Here is an 18077-nt window from a genome sequence, read left to right as displayed (position 1 = left end):
CCTCCTCGGCGCGCCGGCGGCGCGCTCTGCGGGGGCCGTCGCCGTTCACGCCGGCGCCGGCCCGGCCCCGATCGCGGTCATCAGCAGCGGCAGGCTGCGGGCGAACTCCCGGTTCCAGTAGGCCCAGTCGTGGGTGCCCGCGCCGTAGAGGTCGGCGGTCACCCGGACGCCCGCGGCGCGGGCGTGCTCCACGAAGCGCGCGTTCATCGGCCCGACCCAGCCTTCGAGCGGGTCGGCGGGCTCCCCCGGCGGGTCGAGCGGGCCGGGCCGCCCGTCGCCGGACGACACGAACAGCCGCACGTCGCGCAGCCCGCCGACCTGGTCATAGGGGTTGTGCTCGCGCCACAGGCCGGCCTGCTGGACCGGGTCGCCCCACAGGCCGGACGGGTCGGCGCCGTAGCCTTCCAGCACGGCGAGGACGTTCGCGGCTCCGGACACCGCGTCGGTCAGCCCGCTGTAGGAGGCCGCCGCGCGGAACAGCCCGCGATGCCGGGCCGCGTAGGACAGCGCGCCGAACCCGCCCATGGACACGCCGGCGACCGCGCGCCGCGGTCCGCCGCTCAGCCCGTCCCGCACCAGCCCCATCAGCTCGGTGAGGTGGAAGGTCTCCCAGGCGGGCGGGCCGTGCCGCCCGCCGTTCCACCAGTCGCTGTAGAAGCCGTGGGTGCCGCCGTCCGGGATGACCACCAGGACGCCGTAGCGGGCGGTCAGCCTTTCGACGTCGGAGTAGTCGGTCCACTGCGTCCAGCCGCCGGGGGCGCCGCAGCAGCCGTGCAGCAGGTAGAGGACGGGCCAGGACCGCTCGCTCGGGCCGGCGTGACCGGGCGGGAGCAGGATGCGGGCACGTCCTTCGCCGCCGAGCGCGACGGAGTCGATGGTGACGTCGAGGGTGCGGTGCCCGACGTCGCGGACCTCCCGGAGGCGGGCTCCGCCCGCGAGCCGCATGCCGGACGGCAGAGCCGCGGCGGCGACGGCGGCCGGAGCCCGGACGGGGGCCGCGTCCGCCGCGGGGACGGGGAGCATCGCGGCGGTGAGCAGGAGCGAGACGACGGCGAGCAGGCTGGCGAGGGGCCGTTCATTCATCACATGTCCCATGAGGCGGGGGAGGATCGCCACGCTAGCCACGCCCAGCTACCCCAAGATCAAGCGTCGGTAAAGCCACTGGCACGGGAACCAGGCGCCGCACGGCACCAGCGCATCTCCAACTGGCCACCAGCCCGTCACCAGCGTCCCTCTTCAGGATCGGCGGCAATCACCGGCGAAGCGGCCCCGTAAAGGGCCGCGGTGGAGGAGAAATGGAAGCCCACGTTCTCGCGAGCGCCGCCACCGACAAGAACCTCGAACTGGTCCTCGACGTCCTTCCGGCGCTGATCGTCATCCTCGTCACCTCGGGCCTCTGCGGATGGCTGATGCGCTGGGTGTGGCAGCCCCGGGTGCTCGGCGAAATGGTGGCCGGGGTGCTGCTCGGCCCGACGCTGTTCGGCTGGCTGTTCCCGGACGCCCAGAAGGCCGTCTTCCCGCCCGAGGTGAAACCGATCCTCTACGTGATCAGCACGATCGGGCTCACCCTCTACATGTTCCTGGTGGGCGCCGGGCTCGACCACGGCGGTGAGGAGCGCGACGGCGCGCACCGGCCGATCATCCTTGCGATCTCCGGCATCTTCCCCGCGCTGATCCTCGGCGCCGGCGTCGGGTGGGCCCTGTGGTCCACGCTGTCCGGTGGCGACGTCTCCCGGTGGCTCTTCGCGGTGTTCCTCGGCGGCGCGCTGTCGCTGACCGCCTTCCCGATGCTCGCCCGCATCCTCTACGAGCGCGGCCTGCAGAACTCGCGCCTCGGACGGCTGACGATCATGGCGGCCTCGATCGACGACGCGGCGGCGTGGTGCCTGCTGGCGGTGCTGAGCGCGGTGCACCTCGGGGACGGCACCGGTTCGGCGATGCGCACGATCGCGCTGGCGCTGCTCTTCGTGACCGTGGCGCTGGTGGTGGTCCGCCCGCTGCTCCGGCCGCTCGGCCGCGCCGTCGCCCGCGCCGGGGACCTGGGCCTCGGGCACACCTACGTCGTGCTGGTGGTGCCGCTGGCCGCGGGCTGGATGACCGACTGGATCGGCATCTACTCGGTGTTCGGCGGCTTCATCGCCGGGCTCGCCATGCCGCGTGACTCGGTGTTCCGGCGGTTGGTGCACGAGCGCATGATGAACGTGGTGTCGGTCCTGCTGCTGCCCGTCTTCTTCACCTTCTCCGGGCTCAACACCCAGCTCGGCGGGCTGACCGGCGGCACCATGCTGATGTCGTTCCTGGCGATCCTGACCGCGGCCTTCATCGGGAAGTACTTCGGGTGCGCCCTCGCGATGCGCACGCTCGGGTTCGGCAATCGCGAGGCGTACGCGGTGGGAGGGCTGATGAACGCGCGCGGCCTGATGATCCTGATCTTCATCAACATCGGGCTCGCCCAAGGGATCATCAGCCGCGATGTGTTCAGCATGCTGGTGCTGGTGGCGGTCATCACGACCGCTGCCGCCATGCCGCTGTACTCGCTGGCGCTGCCCCGTCGGCTGGAGAAGGAACAGGTCCCGGCCGCCCCGGAGCCGGAGAAGGCCGCCGCCGCGGCCTGACCGCGTCCGCGTCCGCGGATCCCGGGCCGCCGGCAGCCGGCCGGCGGCCCGGGATCCGCGGTCTGCGGGTCAGGCCTGCTTCTGGTAGACGCGGAACGCCAGGGTCGACAGCCAGGCGCAGGCCAGCGCGACGGCCAGCAGCCCGGCGCCGTGGATCAGCACGAACGACCAGTCGACGCTGTCGTCCAGGGTCTGCCGGCCGATCTCGACGAGCCAGTTCACCGGGTTGCCTCCGGCGATCGTGCTCATCCAGTCCGGCATCAGCTTGCGCGGCACGAACGTGGAGGACAGGAACGCCAGCGGCAGCACGAGGAACTGCGCGATCGAGATCACCGACTCCTGGCTGCGGGTCACCAGGCCGAGGGCGTTGGACAGCGAGGCGAACGCGACGGCGATCAGCGCCACGCAGAACAGGAACACCAGCATGATCAGCACGCCGCCCGGGAAGCGCGCCCCCGTGGCGAGCGCGATGGCCAGGATGATCAGCCCCTGCAGGACGACCGACAGGGCCTGGTGGATCAGCCGACCGGTGATGAGCGCGCCGCGCCGGACCGGGGTGACCAGGAACCGGTTGAGCGTGCCCTGCTCCATCTCCACGACGAAGACCATCCCGCTCCACCCGCTGGCGAACAGGGCGGTCATGGCGATGATGCCGGGGGTGAGGAAGCCGATGTAGGAGTCGGTGGTGTGGGAGTGCTCCATGAGCGGGGCGAAGAGCTTGCCGAACAGCAGCAGCCAGATGACCGGCTGGACGAGCGTGGCGACCAGGTAGAACGGCTGGCGGACGAAGGCCCGCAGGTCGCGCACCGTCATGTGGTACGACTGGATCACCGCGGTGGTCATCGGATGTGCCCTTCCTGGACGCTGCGGAAGGTGCGGCCGGCGTGCCGCAGGTACACCTCGTCGAGGGTGGGCGCCGACAGCGTGACGGACGCCACCCGGAGCCCGGCCGACTCCAGCGCCGACAGCAGCGCGGGTGCGCTGTCCGCGCCGGCGTCGACGCGGGCGCCGACCTCGCGGCCGGACACCACGATGTCGTGCACGCCGACCACGTTGGCCAGGGCGGTCCTGGCGACCGTCTCGTCCGGCGGCTCGTTCAGCAGGACCTGGACGGAGTCGCCGTGCAGGGCCTTCTTGAGGTTCTCCGGGGTGCCGTGCGCGACGACCCCGCCCTGATCGAGGATGGCGAGCGTGTCGGCCAGTTCGTCGGCCTCTTCCAGGTAGTGCGTGGTGAGGACGACGGTGATACCGCCGGCCGCCATCTTGACGATCTCCTTCCAGAGCTCGGCGCGGGCCTCGGGGTCCAGGCCGGTGGTGGGCTCGTCGAGGAACAGCACGCGGGGCTCGTGCACGAGCCCCATGGCCACGTCCAGCTTGCGGCGCATGCCGCCGGAGTAGGTCTTGACGAGCCGGCCGGCGACGTCGGTCAGGCCGAACCGCTCCAGCAGGCCGTCGACGCGCTCGCGCAGCGCGCCGCCGCCCAAGCCGTACAGCTGGCCCTGGAGGACGAGGTTCTCCCGCCCGGTGGCGGCCGGGTCGACGCCGGAGTTCTGCGCCACGCAGCCGATGTGCCGGCGCACCTGCGCGGCATCGGACAGGACGTCGTGGCCCGCCACGCGCGCGGTGCCGGAGTCCGGCCGGGTGAGGGTCGTAAGGATCTTGATGGTGGTGGACTTGCCCGCCCCGTTGGGGCCGAGCAGGCCGAAGACGGTGCCGGACGGCACCGAGAAGGTGACGCCGTCCAGGGCGCGGACGCCGTTCGGATAGGTCTTGGTGAGGTCGCTGACCTCGATGGCCGGGTTGTCTCCGGACATGGCGGATCTCCCGCGGTGTGGGTCGGCGATCGTGCCGGCGGGGAGCGATCCGGTTAACCTGGTGTGGGATCCTCGAATCACCGGGCGCCACCCGTTGGCGTCGATCGAGGTCGTGGGCCCCGGTGGGTGCTCCAACACCCGCCGGGGTTCTCGTACCGGTGGGTCAGGTCATGTGACGCTCTTCCCCCCGGATAGCGAAACTCCGGCTGGATTCGTCACCCTGATGCCAGCGGTACCAGATCTCCAGATCTTCGAGTGTTCCCTCCTCCAGTTCTTCGGCCAGGCACTTGACCCAGGCCAGTTCGGCGCGCAGCATCATCTCCTCGTACTCCGCCTCGATCAGGAACAGGCGGCGCAGGCCGCTCGCCCGCATCTGGTCCATGAACGCGCGGACCTCGCCCAGCCTGATCTCCAGCGACTCGACCCGCTGCCGCAGCAGCGGGGCCACCGTCTCGGGCGGCAGCACGGGCATCAGCGACAGGCCCGCCTCGAACTCGGGGTACTCCTTGGTCGAGGTGCGCAGGATCTCGCTGAGCCACTCCCGCAACTCGACCCTGCCCGCGGGCGTGAGTGAGTAGACGGTGCGTTCGGGACGCCTGCCCTCCCGGAACGTCTCCACCGGTTCGATGAACGAGGCCCGGCACAGGGCATCGACGACCGTGTAGAGCGACCCGTAGTTGATCCGGATGCTCTGCTCCTTGCCGCGCCCCCTGAGCTTCTGAGCCATTTCGTACGGATGCATGGAGCTTTCGGAGAGGACGGCGAGCACTGCCAACGCGAGCGGATTGGAGACCTTGCGCTTGACCATGGGAGACTCTCCGGTGGCGGATACTCTGAGCCGAGTATACCGCGCCGGGGATTTGCGAACCAGACGTGCCGGGACAGACGTGACGGGCAACCTGCCGACGTGCGAAGGCGGCGGACGCGAGACGAAAACGTCTCGCGTCCGCCGCCTTCCAGGGGTCACACGACGATGACCAGGGCCGCCGCCAGGTTGGCCGCGAGGGCCCCCGCCGCCAGCGCGGTCCGCACCGCGTTCCACCGCCGCCACCGGCCGCGCCGCTCCGTCCAGTCGGGCGGCAGCGACGCCGGGTCCTGCGCCGTGACCCAGTGGTTGATCGGCACGTTCTTGGTCAGCGACACCGTGATCACCGAGATCATCAGCAGCCCCGCCAACCCGCCCGCCAGCGGCCCCGCCCAGCCCGGCGCCGCGACCGCCAGCGTCAGGTCGGCCAGTGCCGTCAGCAGGATCGTGACCGGCATGAACGGGTCGTAGCGCGTGGCCAGGAACCCGTGCGCGTGGACGTACTGCTCCCCGGGAAGCGCCATCAGCAGCGGGACGCCGCCCAGCACGGTCGCGCAGAACACCCCCACGGCCACGGCGTTGCCCATCAGGGCGGCGACGACGAGGATCTGGCTCACTTTCCTTCTCCTTCCATGCCCGGGCCGTACCCGGCGGCTAGCCCGCCGCGCGGGCGACCAGCGCCGCGTTGAATCCGCCGTATCCGCGGGCGACGACCAGCGCGTTCCGCACCCGCGCCGGGCGGGGGGCGTCCTGCACAAGGTCGAGCTCGTCCGCCACGGGGCCGTCCACCCGCGCGGACGGCGGGATCACCGAGTCGCGGATGGACAGCAGCGCCGCCAGCAGGTCCAGCGCGGCCCCGCCCGCGTAGAGCCGTCCCGTCCGGGTCTTCGGCGCGGTGACGGGCACCCCGCGCGGCCCGAAGACGGCCGTGAGCGCGTCGGCCTCCGCCCGATCCTGCTCCGGCACGCCCATGGCGTCGGCGAAGACCACGTCCACGTCGCCGGCCGCGATGCCGGCGTCGTCGAGCGCCTTCTCGATCGCCCGCCGCAGCGTCGGCGGCCGGTCCGAGCCGGGCGGCGGGTCGAACGTCGCGCCGTAGCCGGCGATCTCCCCGTAGATCCGCCCGGCGCCCCGGTCGCGGGCGTGCGCGCCGTCCTCGACGATCAGCAGCGCACCGCCCTCCCCCGGCACGTAACCGCACGCCTCGGCGTCGAACGGCAGGTACGCCCGCTCGGGGTCGGCCCGGACGCTCAGCGCCCGGTTGCTGATCTGCGCGACGAGCCCGTACGGGCACAGCGACGCGTCCGTCCCGCCGCTGACCACCATCCGGGTGCCGTCGCGCAGCAGCCGCCGCGACTGCGCCACCGCGTCCAGCCCGCCCGCCTGCTCGGTCGCGATCACCCCGCAGGGGCCGCGCATGCCGTGCCGGATGGAGATCTGGCCGGTCGTCGCCGCGTAGAACCAGGCGATGGACTGGTAGGCGCCGACGAACTCCGGGCCCCGGCCCCAGAGGTTGACCATCTCGTGCTGGCCGAACTCGGTGCCGCCCGACGAGCTGGCCGTCACCACGGCCATCTCGTACTCCGGCATCCGCCCGGGGTCGATCCCCGAGTCCTCCAGCGCCATCGCCGCGGCGGCGAGACCGAGATGCGTCCAGTGATCGGTCTGCGGGATGATGCGGCTCGGCACGTGCTCGGCGGCGGAGAAGCCCGGCACCTCCCCCGCCAGCCGCACCGGATACGACTCCGGGTCGAAGCGGCTGACGGGGCGGATCGCGCACCGTCCGGCGAGCGTCCCCTCCCAGTACGCGTCCACGCCCACGCCGTGCGGCGTGACCGCGCCGACCCCGGTGACGACGGCCGCGGTCATCCGGTGCTCCCCGGACGGGCGAGGAGCATGGCGGTCTGGAAGCCGCCGAAGCCGCTGCCCACGCTGAGCACGACGTCGGTGCGGTGGTCGCGCGCCGTGAGCGGCACGTAGTCCAGGTCGCACTCGGGGTCGGGCGTGTGCAGGTTGGCGGTCGGCGGCACCACGTCGTGCTCGATCGCCAGCGCGCTCGCCGCCACCTCGATCGAGCCGATGGCGCCGAGCGAGTGCCCGATCATCGACTTGACCGAGCTGACCGGGACCTCGTAGGCCCGCTGCCCGAGGCTGCGCTTGAACGCGGCCGTCTCGTGCCGGTCGTTCTGCTTGGTGCCCGACCCGTGCGCGTTGATGTAGTCGATGTCGTCCGGGCCCAGCCTCGCCTGCCGCATGGCGACCGTGATCGCCTCGGCCATCTCCCGGCCGTCGGGCTTCAGGCCGGTCATGTGGTAGGCGTTGCTGCGGCCGGCGACCCCGGCGACCTCCGCGTAGACGTGGGCGTCGCGGCGGCGCGCCGCCGACGTCTCCTCCAGCACGAACACGGCCGAGCCCTCGCCGAGCACGAAGCCGTTCCGGTCGCGGTCGAACGGCCGCGAGGCGTGCGCGGGGTCGTCGTTGCTGGGGGACGTCGCCTTGATCGCGTCGAAGCAGGCCGAGGTGATCGGCGAGATGGGGGCGTCGGTGGCCCCGGCGATCACCACGTCGGCGGCGCCCTCCCGGATGAGCTGGGCGCCGTGCGCGACGGCGTCCAGCCCGGAGGTGCAGCCGGTGGAGATCAGCGCCACCGGCCCCTCCGCGCCGACCCGCCACGCCACCTCGACCGCCAGCGTGCTGGGCACCATGTAGCCGTACAGCTGCGGCACCCCGTAGCGGTGGTCGACCACCCAGTCCCGGCCGCCGTCGCTGAGGACGATGTACTCCTCCTCGAGCCCCATCGTGCAGCCGACCGCGCTGCCGAGGCTGACGCCGACGCGGTCGGGCCGCAGGGCGCCGGTCTCCAGTCCGCTGTCGGCGACGGCCTCGTCGGCGGCGACCGAGGCGAGCTGGGCGGCGCGGTCCATCCGCCGGATCTCCTGGGGCGTCAGGCCGCAGGCGGCCGGATCGAAGTCGCACTCGGCGGCGATCCGGGACCGGAATCCGGACGGGTCGAAGAGCGAGATGGTCCGGGTGGCGGTGCGGCCCGCGGTGAGCATCTCCCAGAACGCCTTGGTGCCGATGCCGCCGGGGGCCACCACCCCGATCCCGGTGATCGCGGCTGAGCGCGCGGAGGTCACGGGTCACCCGACCTTCGGCGCGGCCTCGCCGGCGTTCGGCAGCGGCTCGGTGTCGACATGGCCGAGCTCGGGCCGCGGCGCCAGCGGGCTGAGGTGGAAGACCGCGAACGCCTGCTCGGCGCCGTCGTTCTCCAGGCGGTGCCGGTCGTTGATCGGCACCATCAGCGAGTCGCCGGGACCGAGGCGCACCTCCTCGCCCTCGACCCTCATCAGGACGGAGCCGCGGACGACGTACAGGAACTCCTCCGAGTACGGGTGGCGGTGCTCGGAGACGAACTCTCCGGGTTCGAGCGTGAGCTCGCCCATGAACCCGGAGGTGGACTTCACGGTCTTGGGGCTGAGCAGGACGCGGATGTCCCCGCCCCGGCGGCGGTTGGGGACGACGTCCTGCGCCGTCACTTTCCGGATGCGCGGTATGGACACGGTTGCGACTCCTTGACCTGGGGAGACGGGCAGGGGAACCGGCGGGACGTCATGGGGTGAGCTGGATGCCGTCGCCGGCGGTCCAGATGTAGAAGGGTTCGGCCATCGCGTCCTTCGGCTCCTTCCAGTTCGGGTCGTAGGGCCGGACGTGCGCGGTGAGCCGGTCGCTCAGCTCGGTGTAGAGCGGGTTGCTCCGGGCCTTGTACAGGTTCGGGGTGATGTCGCCGTCCGCCTCGACCATGTGGAAGTACAGGTCGTGGAAGCGGAAGAGGGTACGGCGCGACACCCCGATCAGGTGGGGCAGCTCGGTCGAGTCGGACTCGCCGAACAGGCGGGCCACCGAGCCGGCCTGGTCCGGCTCCATCCGGGCCACGATCAGCGTTCGGTGCATGGACGCTCCTCCCTGCGGCCGGCCCGGGCGACGGGCAGGCTGACGGATATCACCATGTCGAGCTTCGATGCAGCCGCTTGACCCCCGCTGCAGAAGCACTGGAAGCAGGCGCCCGCCCGGCGGCGGCGGGGCGTGCGCGCTTGAGAACGTCCCGAGTGGTTTTCGAGCACCGCGCGGGAGCGTGTGCGGGACGCCCCGGCACCGATCCCGGGACGGGGAGGCCCATGCGAACCCCTGACTCGCGAACGACGGACCCCGCCGACACGCACCGGCTCCGCGCGGCACTGGGCAGGTTCGCCACCGGAGTCGCCGTCGTCACCGCGACCAGCCCGGCGGGCACGCCCGTCGGGATGACGGTGAACTCCTTCACCTCGGTGTCGCTCGACCCGCCGCTGGTGCTGTTCTGCGCGAGCCGCCGGTCCAGCCTGTATCCGGTCTTCGCGGAGGCGGCGGCGTTCGGGGTGAACATCCTGCGGGACGTCCAGACCACCGAGTCGCGGCGGTTCGCCAGCCCCGGCTTCGACCGGTTCCGCGGGCTGCGGCCGCGGCCCGGGCGGACCGGCGTCCCGCTGCTGCCGCGCGCCCTGGCCACCCTGGAGTGCGTCGAGCCGGAGCGGCGGCCCGCCGGCGACCACGACGTGATCATCGGACGGGTCGCCGCGATCGAGATGGACGCGGGCGACCTCGGCCAGCCGCTGGTGTACTTCGCCGGCGGCTACCGCTCCCTCGACACCGACTTCGAATGGTGGTCCGCCTGGCGCGAGTAGGCGGCCCCTCCATCGCCCGACGACCCGGCGAACCCCAGATGAGGAGATGGCACCATGACGGCACCGACCGACACCACCCCGGCGGGCGCGCCACCGTTCGCACCCGCGCGGATCTACGAGCTGAGCACGGCCTTCTGGCACTCCAAGATGCTGGTCAGCGCGGCGGAGCTCGGCGTGTTCGCGCGGCTGGCCGAGGGCCCGGCCACCGCGGCGGAGCTGGCCGACGGCCTCGGCCTGAAGTCGCCCGCCCTGCCCGAGTTCCTGGACGCGCTCGTCGCCATGGGCATGCTCGAACGCGACGGCGACGGGTACCGCAACAGCGCCGAGGCGGACTACTACCTCGTCCCCGGCAAGCGCTACTTCATGGGCACCTACCTGGGGTTCGTCGACCGGTTCATGCGGCCGACGTGGGAGGGGCTCGCCGAGGTGATGCGCACCGGCAGCCCGCAGATCCCGCATCCGCCGCAGGGCGACGCGCCGCAGGGCGAGGGCGAGGAGTTCTTCGAGCAGACCTACGCCGACCCGCAGCTCCAGCGCATGTTCATCGAGGCGCAGGACGCGCTGAGCAGCGAGCTGGCCTGGGAGCTGTCGCGCCGGATCGACTGGAGCGGCCGGACCGACGTCGTCGACCTCGGCGGTGCCCGCGGCAACGTCGCGGGCATCCTCCTGCAGGCCCACCCGCACCTGACCGGCACGGTGTTCGACATGCCGCCGCTGCGGCCGCTGTTCGACGAGCACATGGAGCGGCTCGGCGTGGCGGACCGCGCCCGCTACCAGGGCGGCGACTGGTTCGCCGACCCGCTGCCGGAGGGGCAGACCCTGCTGTGCGGGCACGCGCTGCACAACTGGAACACCGAGCAGCGCCGGACGGTCATCGGCAAGGCGTTCGAGGCGGTCCGGCCGGGCGGCGCCTTCATGGTGTACGACCTCATGTTCGACGACGAGCGCGGCCGGCTGAACCCGCTGCTGCTCAGCCTGGCCATGACGCTGAGCGTCGGCGGCTCGGGCTACTCGGCCTCCGACTGCGTGGGGTGGATGAAGGACGCCGGCTTCGGCGACGTCGAGACCGTCGCCCTCCAGGACTACGACGGCCACACCGTCGTCATCGGGCACAAGCCCGAGTGACGGAACGGCGAACCTGACGGAACGACGAACCGGGCCCGCCTCCCAGGGAGGCGGGCCCGGTTCTCGCGTGGGCTCGGTCTGCGTGGCTCGGGGATGGCGGCGCGGTCAGCGGAGCTGGGAGACCAGGCCCCACTCGTCGAAGACGTTGACGTCGTCCACGACGAGGCCGTCGCGGAGCGTCCAGATCTGGATGCCGGAGGCGGACGCGGCCCGTCCGCTCGGGGGGATGCCCCGGTACCCGGCCACGTGCCGGCCCCGCGCGGTGAAGTGCGTGACGACCCGGTCGCCCTCGGCCACCTGGAGGTCCACGTCCACGGCCAGGTCGGCGAACGAGGCGCGGATCCGCCGGGCGGCCTCGCGCGGGCCGGCCGGCCCGACGCGCCGGCCGCGGAGCACGAAGCCGGGGGCGAAGATCCGGTCGGCCAGGTCGAGGTCGCCGCCGCACCAGCCCTCCGCGAGCCAGCGCCGAGCCAGTTCCTTGCCCGCCTCGCCGGCGCTCACGAGGCGGCGCTCACGAGGCGGCCGGGCGGGCCGCGGGCGGGCGGGCCGCGGGACGTCCGGCGCCGGGCGGCGGGCCGACCGGCTCCAGCCCCTCCACGTCGAAGCGGCCGGCCAGGTCGATCATCGCGGCGGGGTCGGGCGGCCCGCCGCCCGACATCAGCTCGCTGAGGCCCTCGAAGAAGCCCTCCACCCCGCCGGGCGTGGCGACGACCAGCAGCTTGCTGGGGCCCGCGGAGATGTTGCGGAACTTGTGCGGGACGCCGCGCGGCCCGTACACGAGCCCGCCCGCGGAGACCTCGTGCTCCCGGTCGCCGAGCCGGATGGCGTACCGGCCCTCGACGACGTAGAAGGCCTCGTCCTCGGCCGAGTGGACGTGCAGCGGCGGGCCGCCGCCCGGGGACGTGGTGACCTCGAAGAACGAGTACAGGCCGCCGGTGTCCTCGGTGCGCAGCAGGAACCTGCCCTCCTCCCCCTGCCATCGGACGGGCGGCACCTCGTCGCGCCAGACGAGCTTTCCGGGTGTGTGCGTCATGACCGCTACCTCCGCGTCATGGTTCGGCTTCCGGGTCGTCGGTCGGGTTCGTGGGGACGTCGGTCAGGGTCGTGGGGTCGCCGGTCAGGGGTTCGGAGGGGGGTGGGTCCGGGCCGCGGGGACGGGCGCGGCCCGGAGGATCAGGCGATCTTCTTCCGGCGGAGCGCCGCCCGGCCGATGGCCTGCAGGGTGCCCGCCGCCAGCTCGCGGGCCCCGGGCGGTCCGCTGCGGATCGCCCAGTACATGAACTTGGCCAGGTCCCGGGTCGTCGGGTGCAGGTTGTGGTTGTCGGGGTCCTTGTAGCCGAAGGCGGCCGGCGGCAGGTCCGACTCCAGCACCATGCGCAGGATCTGCTCGGCGGCGTCGTCCGCCGAGATCTCGCCGATCTCGAACTTCTCGACCGTCTCCACCATGACGTCCCACATGGCCGTGGTCTCCGCGTTGTCCGGCCACCAGAACCCGGCGTGCGGCGTCACCTCCAGGTCCTTGTAGATCTGGTCGTCGCCGCTGAGGTTGTACTGGAGTTGCGCGCGGCTCAGCCGCATCGCGCCGTAGTTGGACGAGAAGCCCCAGACCCGGAAGATGGCGTCCCACAGCTTGAAGTGCGGGAAGGACAGGAAGGCCACGTTGCAGAGGTCGTCGTTGTAGTCCAGCAGGCCCTGCTGGAGCCGCTCCACGTACGCGTAGCGCTCCTCGGAGAAGTCGTCGTCCTTCAGCGAGTCCAGCACCCGCCACGCCACCGCGTCGATGACCTCGACGGTGTTCGACATGCCGCGGGAGAAGAGCGGGTCGATGAACCCGGCGGCGTGCGACATCATGCACCACCGGTGCCCGACGGTCTTCTTGGACGAGTACTGGACCCGCCCGGTGGACACCCACTCGCGGACCCGCCGCGCGCCCCGGAAGTGCCGTGCCACCGCCGGGAACTTGTCCACGTAGGAGTAGAACTCCTCCTCCGGCGTCATGTCCTCGGGCTTGGGGTGCACGCGCGTGTCCAGGACGAGGCCCACGCTGCACAGCGGGTTGGTCGACTTGCGGTGGTTGTCGAAGGGGATGATCCAGAAGAAGCCGCGGTCGAAGGTGTGGTGCAGGGTGCCCTCATGCCAGCGCAGCGGCGGACGGTCCTCGCGCGGCCAGTCCACCATGTGGTCGAACGGCGGCATGTTCGTCATGTGCGTGAAGATGGAGCGGGTGTGCGTCTTCAGCCGCGTGGGGTTCTCGCGCAGGTCCAGCTTGTCGGCCACCGGGGAGCGGAAGCCGCTGGCGTCCACCAGGTAGCGGGCGCGGATGCGCTCGCCGTTCTGCCCGGTGACGGTCACCGCGTCCTCGGCCAGGTCCAGGTCGGCCACCCGCCAGTTCTGCCGCGGCTCGCAGCCGTACTTGATCGCGACGTGGAACATGTACGCGTCGCTGTCCTGCCGGAAGATGTGGGTGGCCTTGTACAGCACCTTGGGCACGCCGGCCAGGATCGTCTCGTCCGGGTCGGGCTCCTCGCCCGGCCGGTGCGACACGAACGCGAAGTGCCGCTTGATGCCGAACGTGCTGCCGATCTTCTTGTCGACGGAGTTCAGACTCTCCAGCGTGGTGATCTCGGGGATCCCGTAGCGGGACGCGAGCATGTTGAGCCGCACCAGGTAGTGCGGGATGGTCGACTCGCCGACCGCGAACCGCGGATGCTGGACGCCGTCCACCAGCACGACGCTCGCGCCGTTGCCCGCGAGGATGGCCCCGAGCATGGATCCGGCGATGCCCGATCCGATGATCAGGACGTCGCACTCGGTCTCCGTGCCCTTTTCTTTCGGCTGTTCCTTCGCCTGTCGTTTCACGTTCGTCGCCTTCCGGTCACACCAGCGCGGTGCCGCCGTCGATGATCAGGTAACTTCCGGTGAGGTAGCCGGAGGGCTCGGTGGCCAGGAACGCGATCACCTCCGCGACGTCCTGCGGCACCCCGTTGCGGCGCATGGCCGCGCGCTGCGCGTTGGCGCGCAGCGCCTGCTCTGGCAGGCCGTCGGCGACCCGGGTGAGGATCAGTCCCGGCCCAACCCCGTTCACCCGCACGCCGTACGGGCCCGCCTCCTGGGCGAGCACCTTCACCGCCGACTCCACCGCCGCCTTGGCCATGCTGAGCGGCAGGAACCCGGGCGCGGGGGTGCGCGACAGCGCCGCGCCGACCGCCACGATCGCGCCGTGCCCGCGGTCGATCATCCCGGGCAGCACGAGGTCGACGGGGTTCAGCATGGCCCGCAGCTGCCGCTGCACGATCCACTCGCAGTACTCCACCGACGTCGAGGTGAACGGGGCCACCTTCACCTCGAACCCGTACAGGCCGGTGGCGTTGGTGACCAGCACGTCGACCGGGCCCAGTTCCGTCTGGGCGCGCTCGACCAGGTCCCGTGCCTGGTCGCGGTCGGTCACGTCGGCCTGCAGCGCGAGCGCTCGGCCGCCGCCCGTCTCGATGGCCTCCACGACCTCCTTGGCCGGGCTCTCGCCGCGGTGGTAGTTGACCGCGACGGCCGCGCCGCGGGCGGCGAGCGCGCGCGCCGCGGCCGCGCCGATCCCGCTGCTCGCGCCGGTGACCAGCGCCACCCGGCCCCGCAGGTCCTCGGTCTCCGGCACGGACGGTGCGTTGGCGGACGGTGCGTTGTCGGTCATGGTCAGCCTTCCTTCGCCGCGGGCGCCGGCGATTCGTACGACACGCCGGACAGCCGTTCGGAGATGTCCCACAGCCGCCGCCCGAGCTCCGGGTCCTCGATCTTGGCGGGGGTCTTCACCCGTCCGACCGGGCCCCAGATCTCCCCGAGACCGGTGGGCGCGTAGCAGGCGCCGGGCTCCACTCCGGGCGCGCACGCGGCGTAGAGCGACGGCCAGGCGCCGAGCGCCGTCGGCTTGGCGAAGATCCGGGTGGGGATCTTGAAGAACGCCTCCTGGAACCGGCTGCCCTCCATCCGGGGGCCGGTGTATTGCAGGTCGCTGGCCGCGAAGCCGGGGTGCGCGGCGACGCCTACCGGCCCCTGGCCGCGATAGCGGCGGGCCAGTTCCCGGGCGAACACCAGATTGGCCAGCTTGGCCTGGTTGTAGGCGTTGAACTTGTCGTACGCGCGCTCGCTCTGCAGATCGTCCAGGTCGATCTTCCCCATCATTTTCACGACCCAGGTGCCGAGGCTCACCACCCGGGCGCCGGGGCGCGCCTTCAGCAGCGGAAGCAGCCGTCCGGTGAGCGCGAAATGGCCGAGGTAGTTGACGCCGAACTGCATTTCGTGGCCGTCGGCGGTGAGCAGCCTGGGGATGCCCAGCACGCCGGCGTTGTTGACCAGGATGTCCAGCGCGACGTGCTCGGCCGCGTACTCCCCGGCGAACCGCTCGACCGACGACAGGTCGGCCAGGTCGAGCAGTCCGAGCCGGACGGACGCGTCCGGGACGCGCCGCCGTATCTCGGCCAGCGCACGTTCTCCGCGGTCCCGGCGCCGGCAGGCCAGCGTGACGTCCGCGCCGTGCCGGGCCAGTTCCAGCGCCGTGTGAAAGCCGAGGTTCTTGTTGGCGCCCGTGACGATCGCCGTGCGCCCGGTCAGGTCCGGGATGTCGGCCGGGGTCCACCGTTCGGCCATGCTCGCCCTCCTGTGCCGCGCGGGCCCCTCGCGGGCCGCCGGCCCAGTCTCGCGGGCCCCGGTTAATTCGCGGATAAGCGCAGGAAAGGCCGCCTTCACATCACCTTGACAATAATTATGGACGCTGTTTAGGCTTTTTATTGGACCATGCTGGAGACCGCTTCGATGAATGGAGCAAAAATGGCAGGACAGAGTCGCGAGGAAAGAAACAAGGAAATCCTTGTCAACTCGCTCGACATTCTCCGGGGAAAGGCGGGCCCGGAGCTGGCCGACAAGACCTACACCGCCGACTACACCGACAACAGCGGGGCGCCCGAGCGGGGGCCGGCGCGGGTGCTCGCGGTGGCCGAGCAGGCCCGCCGGGCCTTCCCCGACCTGGACTACGAGATCGAGCAGGTCATCGCCGAGGGCGACTACGTCGCGTTCCGGCTGACGATGAAGGGAACCCACGAGGGGCCGCTGCCCGGGTCCGGGCTGCCCGGCACCGGCAAGCGGGTGGAGGTGCGCCAGCTGCACATGATCCGGTTCGTCGGCGACAGGATCGCCGAGCACTGGGCGGTCCGCGACGACCTCGGCATGATGCGGCAGCTGGGCGTCATCCCCGGTCCCCCCGGCGGCGGCCCCGGTGGTCCGCCGGCGGGTGGTCCGCCGGCCGGTGGTCCGCCCGCCGGTCGCTGACCGGCGGGCCGCCCACCCGGCTCACAGCCAGCGTGGCTGCCTCGTGTAACGGGGCAGCCACACCTTCTGGAAGAGCAGCCGCACCGGCGGCGGAACCCGGCGCAGGACGGCGGTCCGGTCGGCGACGGCGGCCTCCCCGATCAGCCAGGGGAAGAACTCCGGCGCGCTGCGCAGCGCCGCGAGCCCGCCGCCGCGCATCTCGGCCAGGCACCGGTCCCATTCGCGCGGCGACATCGCGACCCCGACCAGGGGCAGCGCGTCCGCCTCCTCGTGCTCGAGGTGCCGGTCCAGCGCGGCGCGGAACTCCTCGGCCGCCGCGGCCAGCCGGGTTCCGTCCCCGCCGTTCTCGCCGGGCAGCGCGGCGAGCGCGTCGTCCACCGCCGCCACGAGCGGGTCGATCTGCTCGTGCTCGGCCTCCATCGCGTCCAGGACGGCGAGGTCGTCGGCGCGTCCGTGCAGGCCCGCCCGCATCCGCGGCCACATGTACCGATCCTCGCCCTCGTGGTGGCTGATCAGCATGGCGCGCAGGGTGTGCCAGCCCACGCCGACCGCCTCCAGGCCGCGGGCGTCGCCCGCGTCCAGCCGCTCGGCGGCGTCGGTGAGATGGCTCAGGTCGCGGCGGAACGCCTTGTGCGTCACCAGCATCATCGTCATGTCGGGCCTGGCGGGCATCAGAGTCCTCCTTCGTGCCTGCAGTTGACGTTCAGGGTGTGCGCCGCGGCGAGGTACCGCGGGTCGGGTCGCAGCGCGTACTCGCGCCGGCACGCCTCGGCGAGCTTGATCGCGTGCTCCTCGCCGATCTCGACGGCCTGCTCGACGAGGGCGTCCGCGGCGGGCGGGTCGCCGTCCGGGAGGGGCGCGCCCTTCCCGGAGAAGCCGCGCGACACCGCCCACACCTGCGCGGCCAGCGCCTCGGCGGCCGCGTAGCTCGGCGCCCACAGCTCCTCCGGCAGGATCGGCAGGACGAGGCGGACGGCCGCCGGCGCGGTGACCGTGTGGACGGCCGGGACCGGCGGGCGGGGCGCGTACTCGGCGTACAGGCCGGCGTTCACCACGGTCAGCTCGCTCAGCGCGGCCGGGACCCGGTCCGCCGGAACCCGGGCGGCCAGGGTGACCGGGATCTCCCCGGTCCCGCCGGGCCCGCGGACCGGCGTGAAGCGCGCCGCCCAGTAGGCCAGCCCGCGCGCCAGCTCGTTCAGCTGGAGGCCGCTCGGCTTCGGCGCGGTGCGCAGGATCCGCACCGCGTGCGCCGTCCGGATCAGCCCGTGGGTGAAGGCGGCGAAGGCCCCGTCCAGCAGCACCGGCCACCACCGGGCGACCACGTCCCGCCAGGGCTCCTCGGCGAGGCGGCGGTCGAAGTACTCGACCCAGTCGGTGACGCGGCGGTAGTCGCCCAGCGCGGCCCGCCGCCCGGCCAGGTCGCCGGCCGGGATCGGCTCCATCGGCGGCGGCGGGGCGTAGGAGCGGCGCCGCCGGAGGTTGCGCTCGATCCAGGACGGCACCTCGTCCGGATGGTCCAGGGTGACCAGCGTCTCGGCCGCCATCGGAGCGTGCATCGCGAAGTCGGGCCCGAACTCGAACCCGACGTCCACGAGCCGGTCGAGCGCGTCGTCGACCGCGGCGGCGTAGCGGCCGGCGCCGGGCCCCTCCGCGGCCGGCGCCGGCACTCCCCCGTCCGGCATCG

At 72.4% G+C, this 18077-nt stretch carries 20 protein-coding genes; 4 read left to right on the top strand and 16 right to left on the bottom strand.

Going from position 1 to position 18077, the window contains the following annotated elements; genetic code table 11:
* Nucleotides 1–45 precede the first annotated feature (45 nt).
* Nucleotides 46–1083 (bottom strand): alpha/beta hydrolase, encoded by a 1038-nt coding sequence (locus SM418_RS18885; protein ID WP_371942352.1) that lies wholly within the window; start codon nt 1081–1083, stop codon nt 46–48.
* A 212-nt stretch (nt 1084–1295) separates the two neighbouring features.
* Here SM418_RS18885 and SM418_RS18880 point away from each other — a divergent pair, with 212 nt between their 5' ends.
* On the top strand, nt 1296–2615 hold the full coding sequence (locus tag SM418_RS18880) for a cation:proton antiporter (RefSeq protein ID WP_371942353.1): 1320 nt from the start codon (nt 1296–1298) through the stop codon (nt 2613–2615).
* Between the two features lie 69 nt (nt 2616–2684).
* On the opposite strand, the gene SM418_RS18875 is transcribed toward SM418_RS18880, so the two are convergent.
* From SM418_RS18875 to SM418_RS18840, 8 genes are all read right to left on the bottom strand, one after another.
* Complete coding sequence (locus SM418_RS18875; RefSeq protein ID WP_371942354.1) at nt 2685–3458, bottom strand: ABC transporter permease; 774 nt, start codon at nt 3456–3458, stop codon at nt 2685–2687.
* Nucleotides 3455–4429 carry an ATP-binding cassette domain-containing protein gene (locus SM418_RS18870; protein WP_371942355.1) on the bottom strand — a complete coding sequence of 325 codons (975 nt, stop codon included), beginning with the start codon at nt 4427–4429 and terminating at the stop codon, nt 3455–3457. Before SM418_RS18870 ends, SM418_RS18875 begins: the two co-directional genes overlap by 4 nt.
* A 163-nt stretch (nt 4430–4592) precedes the next feature.
* Complete coding sequence (locus SM418_RS18865) at nt 4593–5237, bottom strand: PadR family transcriptional regulator (RefSeq protein WP_371942356.1); 645 nt, start codon at nt 5235–5237, stop codon at nt 4593–4595.
* A gap of 155 nt (nt 5238–5392) precedes the next feature.
* Nucleotides 5393–5851: an anthrone oxygenase family protein gene (locus SM418_RS18860; protein WP_371942357.1), complete on the bottom strand. Its 459-nt coding sequence runs from the start codon at nt 5849–5851 to the stop codon at nt 5393–5395.
* 37 nt (nt 5852–5888) lie between these two features.
* A complete protein-coding gene (locus SM418_RS18855) occupies nt 5889–7103 on the bottom strand; it encodes a ketosynthase chain-length factor (RefSeq protein WP_371942358.1) in 1215 nt (404 codons plus the stop codon).
* The gene (locus SM418_RS18850; protein ID WP_371942359.1) at nt 7100–8371 is read right to left on the bottom strand and encodes a beta-ketoacyl-[acyl-carrier-protein] synthase family protein; all 1272 of its coding nucleotides are present in this window, start codon (nt 8369–8371) and stop codon (nt 7100–7102) included. The genes SM418_RS18855 and SM418_RS18850 overlap by 4 nt, the downstream gene beginning before the upstream one ends.
* A 3-nt stretch (nt 8372–8374) precedes the next feature.
* Nucleotides 8375–8794 carry a cupin domain-containing protein gene (locus SM418_RS18845; protein ID WP_371942360.1) on the bottom strand — a complete coding sequence of 140 codons (420 nt, stop codon included), beginning with the start codon at nt 8792–8794 and terminating at the stop codon, nt 8375–8377.
* Between the two features lie 49 nt (nt 8795–8843).
* The gene (locus tag SM418_RS18840; RefSeq protein WP_371942361.1) at nt 8844–9185 is read right to left on the bottom strand and encodes a TcmI family type II polyketide cyclase; all 342 of its coding nucleotides are present in this window, start codon (nt 9183–9185) and stop codon (nt 8844–8846) included.
* A gap of 224 nt (nt 9186–9409) precedes the next feature.
* On the opposite strand from SM418_RS18840, the gene SM418_RS18835 reads away from it, so the two are divergent.
* Both SM418_RS18835 and SM418_RS18830 read left to right on the top strand, forming a co-directional pair.
* Complete coding sequence (locus tag SM418_RS18835) at nt 9410–9952, top strand: flavin reductase family protein (RefSeq protein WP_371942362.1); 543 nt, start codon at nt 9410–9412, stop codon at nt 9950–9952.
* Between the two features lie 54 nt (nt 9953–10006).
* Nucleotides 10007–11077 (top strand): methyltransferase, encoded by a 1071-nt coding sequence (locus SM418_RS18830; RefSeq protein ID WP_371942363.1) that lies wholly within the window; start codon nt 10007–10009, stop codon nt 11075–11077.
* Between the two features lie 105 nt (nt 11078–11182).
* Here SM418_RS18830 and SM418_RS18825 read toward each other — a convergent pair whose 3' ends face one another.
* From SM418_RS18825 to SM418_RS18805, 5 genes are all read right to left on the bottom strand, one after another.
* Nucleotides 11183–11578, bottom strand: coding sequence for an ester cyclase (locus SM418_RS18825; protein ID WP_371942364.1), 396 nt, complete (start codon nt 11576–11578; stop codon nt 11183–11185).
* Between the two features lie 10 nt (nt 11579–11588).
* Nucleotides 11589–12110, bottom strand: coding sequence for a cupin domain-containing protein (locus SM418_RS18820; protein ID WP_371942365.1), 522 nt, complete (start codon nt 12108–12110; stop codon nt 11589–11591).
* 140 nt (nt 12111–12250) lie between these two features.
* Entirely contained in the window at nt 12251–13936 is a 1686-nt protein-coding gene (locus SM418_RS18815; protein WP_371942366.1) for an NAD(P)/FAD-dependent oxidoreductase, read from the bottom strand.
* Nucleotides 13937–13952: 16 nt separating this feature from the next.
* Nucleotides 13953–14762: an SDR family NAD(P)-dependent oxidoreductase gene (locus SM418_RS18810; protein ID WP_371942367.1), complete on the bottom strand. Its 810-nt coding sequence runs from the start codon at nt 14760–14762 to the stop codon at nt 13953–13955.
* A gap of 2 nt (nt 14763–14764) precedes the next feature.
* Nucleotides 14765–15715 carry an oxidoreductase gene (locus SM418_RS18805; RefSeq protein WP_371942368.1) on the bottom strand — a complete coding sequence of 317 codons (951 nt, stop codon included), beginning with the start codon at nt 15713–15715 and terminating at the stop codon, nt 14765–14767.
* A gap of 180 nt (nt 15716–15895) precedes the next feature.
* Here SM418_RS18805 and SM418_RS18800 point away from each other — a divergent pair, with 180 nt between their 5' ends.
* Nucleotides 15896–16393, top strand: a complete 498-nt coding sequence (locus tag SM418_RS18800) for an ester cyclase (protein ID WP_371942369.1) — start codon at nt 15896–15898, stop codon at nt 16391–16393.
* Between the two features lie 21 nt (nt 16394–16414).
* Here SM418_RS18800 and SM418_RS18795 read toward each other — a convergent pair whose 3' ends face one another.
* Together SM418_RS18795 and SM418_RS18790 are read right to left on the bottom strand one after the other, a co-directional pair.
* Nucleotides 16415–17065, bottom strand: a complete 651-nt coding sequence (locus SM418_RS18795; protein ID WP_371942370.1) for a hemerythrin domain-containing protein — start codon at nt 17063–17065, stop codon at nt 16415–16417.
* Nucleotides 17065–18075 carry a hypothetical protein gene (locus SM418_RS18790; RefSeq protein WP_371942371.1) on the bottom strand — a complete coding sequence of 337 codons (1011 nt, stop codon included), beginning with the start codon at nt 18073–18075 and terminating at the stop codon, nt 17065–17067. Before SM418_RS18790 ends, SM418_RS18795 begins: the two co-directional genes overlap by 1 nt.
* Between the last annotated feature and the right edge of the window lie 2 nt (nt 18076–18077).

The sequence above is a fragment of the Actinomadura chokoriensis genome (assembly GCF_041463665.1).
In the GTDB taxonomy this organism is placed as follows: Bacteria; Actinomycetota; Actinomycetes; order Streptosporangiales; family Streptosporangiaceae; genus Spirillospora; species Spirillospora chokoriensis_A.
This window is presented reverse-complemented; position numbering and strand designations above follow the sequence as displayed.

Coding starts and splice junctions, on each gene's coding strand:
- SM418_RS18885 (WP_371942352.1), bottom strand. CDS start 1,083: ATGAATGAACGGCCCCTCGCCAGCCTGCTCGCCGTCGTCTCGCTCCTG.
- SM418_RS18880 (WP_371942353.1), top strand. CDS start 1,296: ATGGAAGCCCACGTTCTCGCGAGCGCCGCCACCGACAAGAACCTCGAA.
- SM418_RS18875 (WP_371942354.1), bottom strand. CDS start 3,458: ATGACCACCGCGGTGATCCAGTCGTACCACATGACGGTGCGCGACCTG.
- SM418_RS18870 (WP_371942355.1), bottom strand. CDS start 4,429: ATGTCCGGAGACAACCCGGCCATCGAGGTCAGCGACCTCACCAAGACC.
- SM418_RS18865 (WP_371942356.1), bottom strand. CDS start 5,237: ATGGTCAAGCGCAAGGTCTCCAATCCGCTCGCGTTGGCAGTGCTCGCC.
- SM418_RS18855 (WP_371942358.1), bottom strand. CDS start 7,103: ATGACCGCGGCCGTCGTCACCGGGGTCGGCGCGGTCACGCCGCACGGC.
- SM418_RS18840 (WP_371942361.1), bottom strand. CDS start 9,185: ATGCACCGAACGCTGATCGTGGCCCGGATGGAGCCGGACCAGGCCGGC.
- SM418_RS18835 (WP_371942362.1), top strand. CDS start 9,410: ATGCGAACCCCTGACTCGCGAACGACGGACCCCGCCGACACGCACCGG.
- SM418_RS18830 (WP_371942363.1), top strand. CDS start 10,007: ATGACGGCACCGACCGACACCACCCCGGCGGGCGCGCCACCGTTCGCA.
- SM418_RS18820 (WP_371942365.1), bottom strand. CDS start 12,110: ATGACGCACACACCCGGAAAGCTCGTCTGGCGCGACGAGGTGCCGCCC.
- SM418_RS18810 (WP_371942367.1), bottom strand. CDS start 14,762: ATGACCGACAACGCACCGTCCGCCAACGCACCGTCCGTGCCGGAGACC.
- SM418_RS18805 (WP_371942368.1), bottom strand. CDS start 15,715: ATGGCCGAACGGTGGACCCCGGCCGACATCCCGGACCTGACCGGGCGC.
- SM418_RS18800 (WP_371942369.1), top strand. CDS start 15,896: ATGGCAGGACAGAGTCGCGAGGAAAGAAACAAGGAAATCCTTGTCAAC.
- SM418_RS18795 (WP_371942370.1), bottom strand. CDS start 17,065: ATGCCCGCCAGGCCCGACATGACGATGATGCTGGTGACGCACAAGGCG.
- SM418_RS18790 (WP_371942371.1), bottom strand. CDS start 18,075: ATGCCGGACGGGGGAGTGCCGGCGCCGGCCGCGGAGGGGCCCGGCGCC.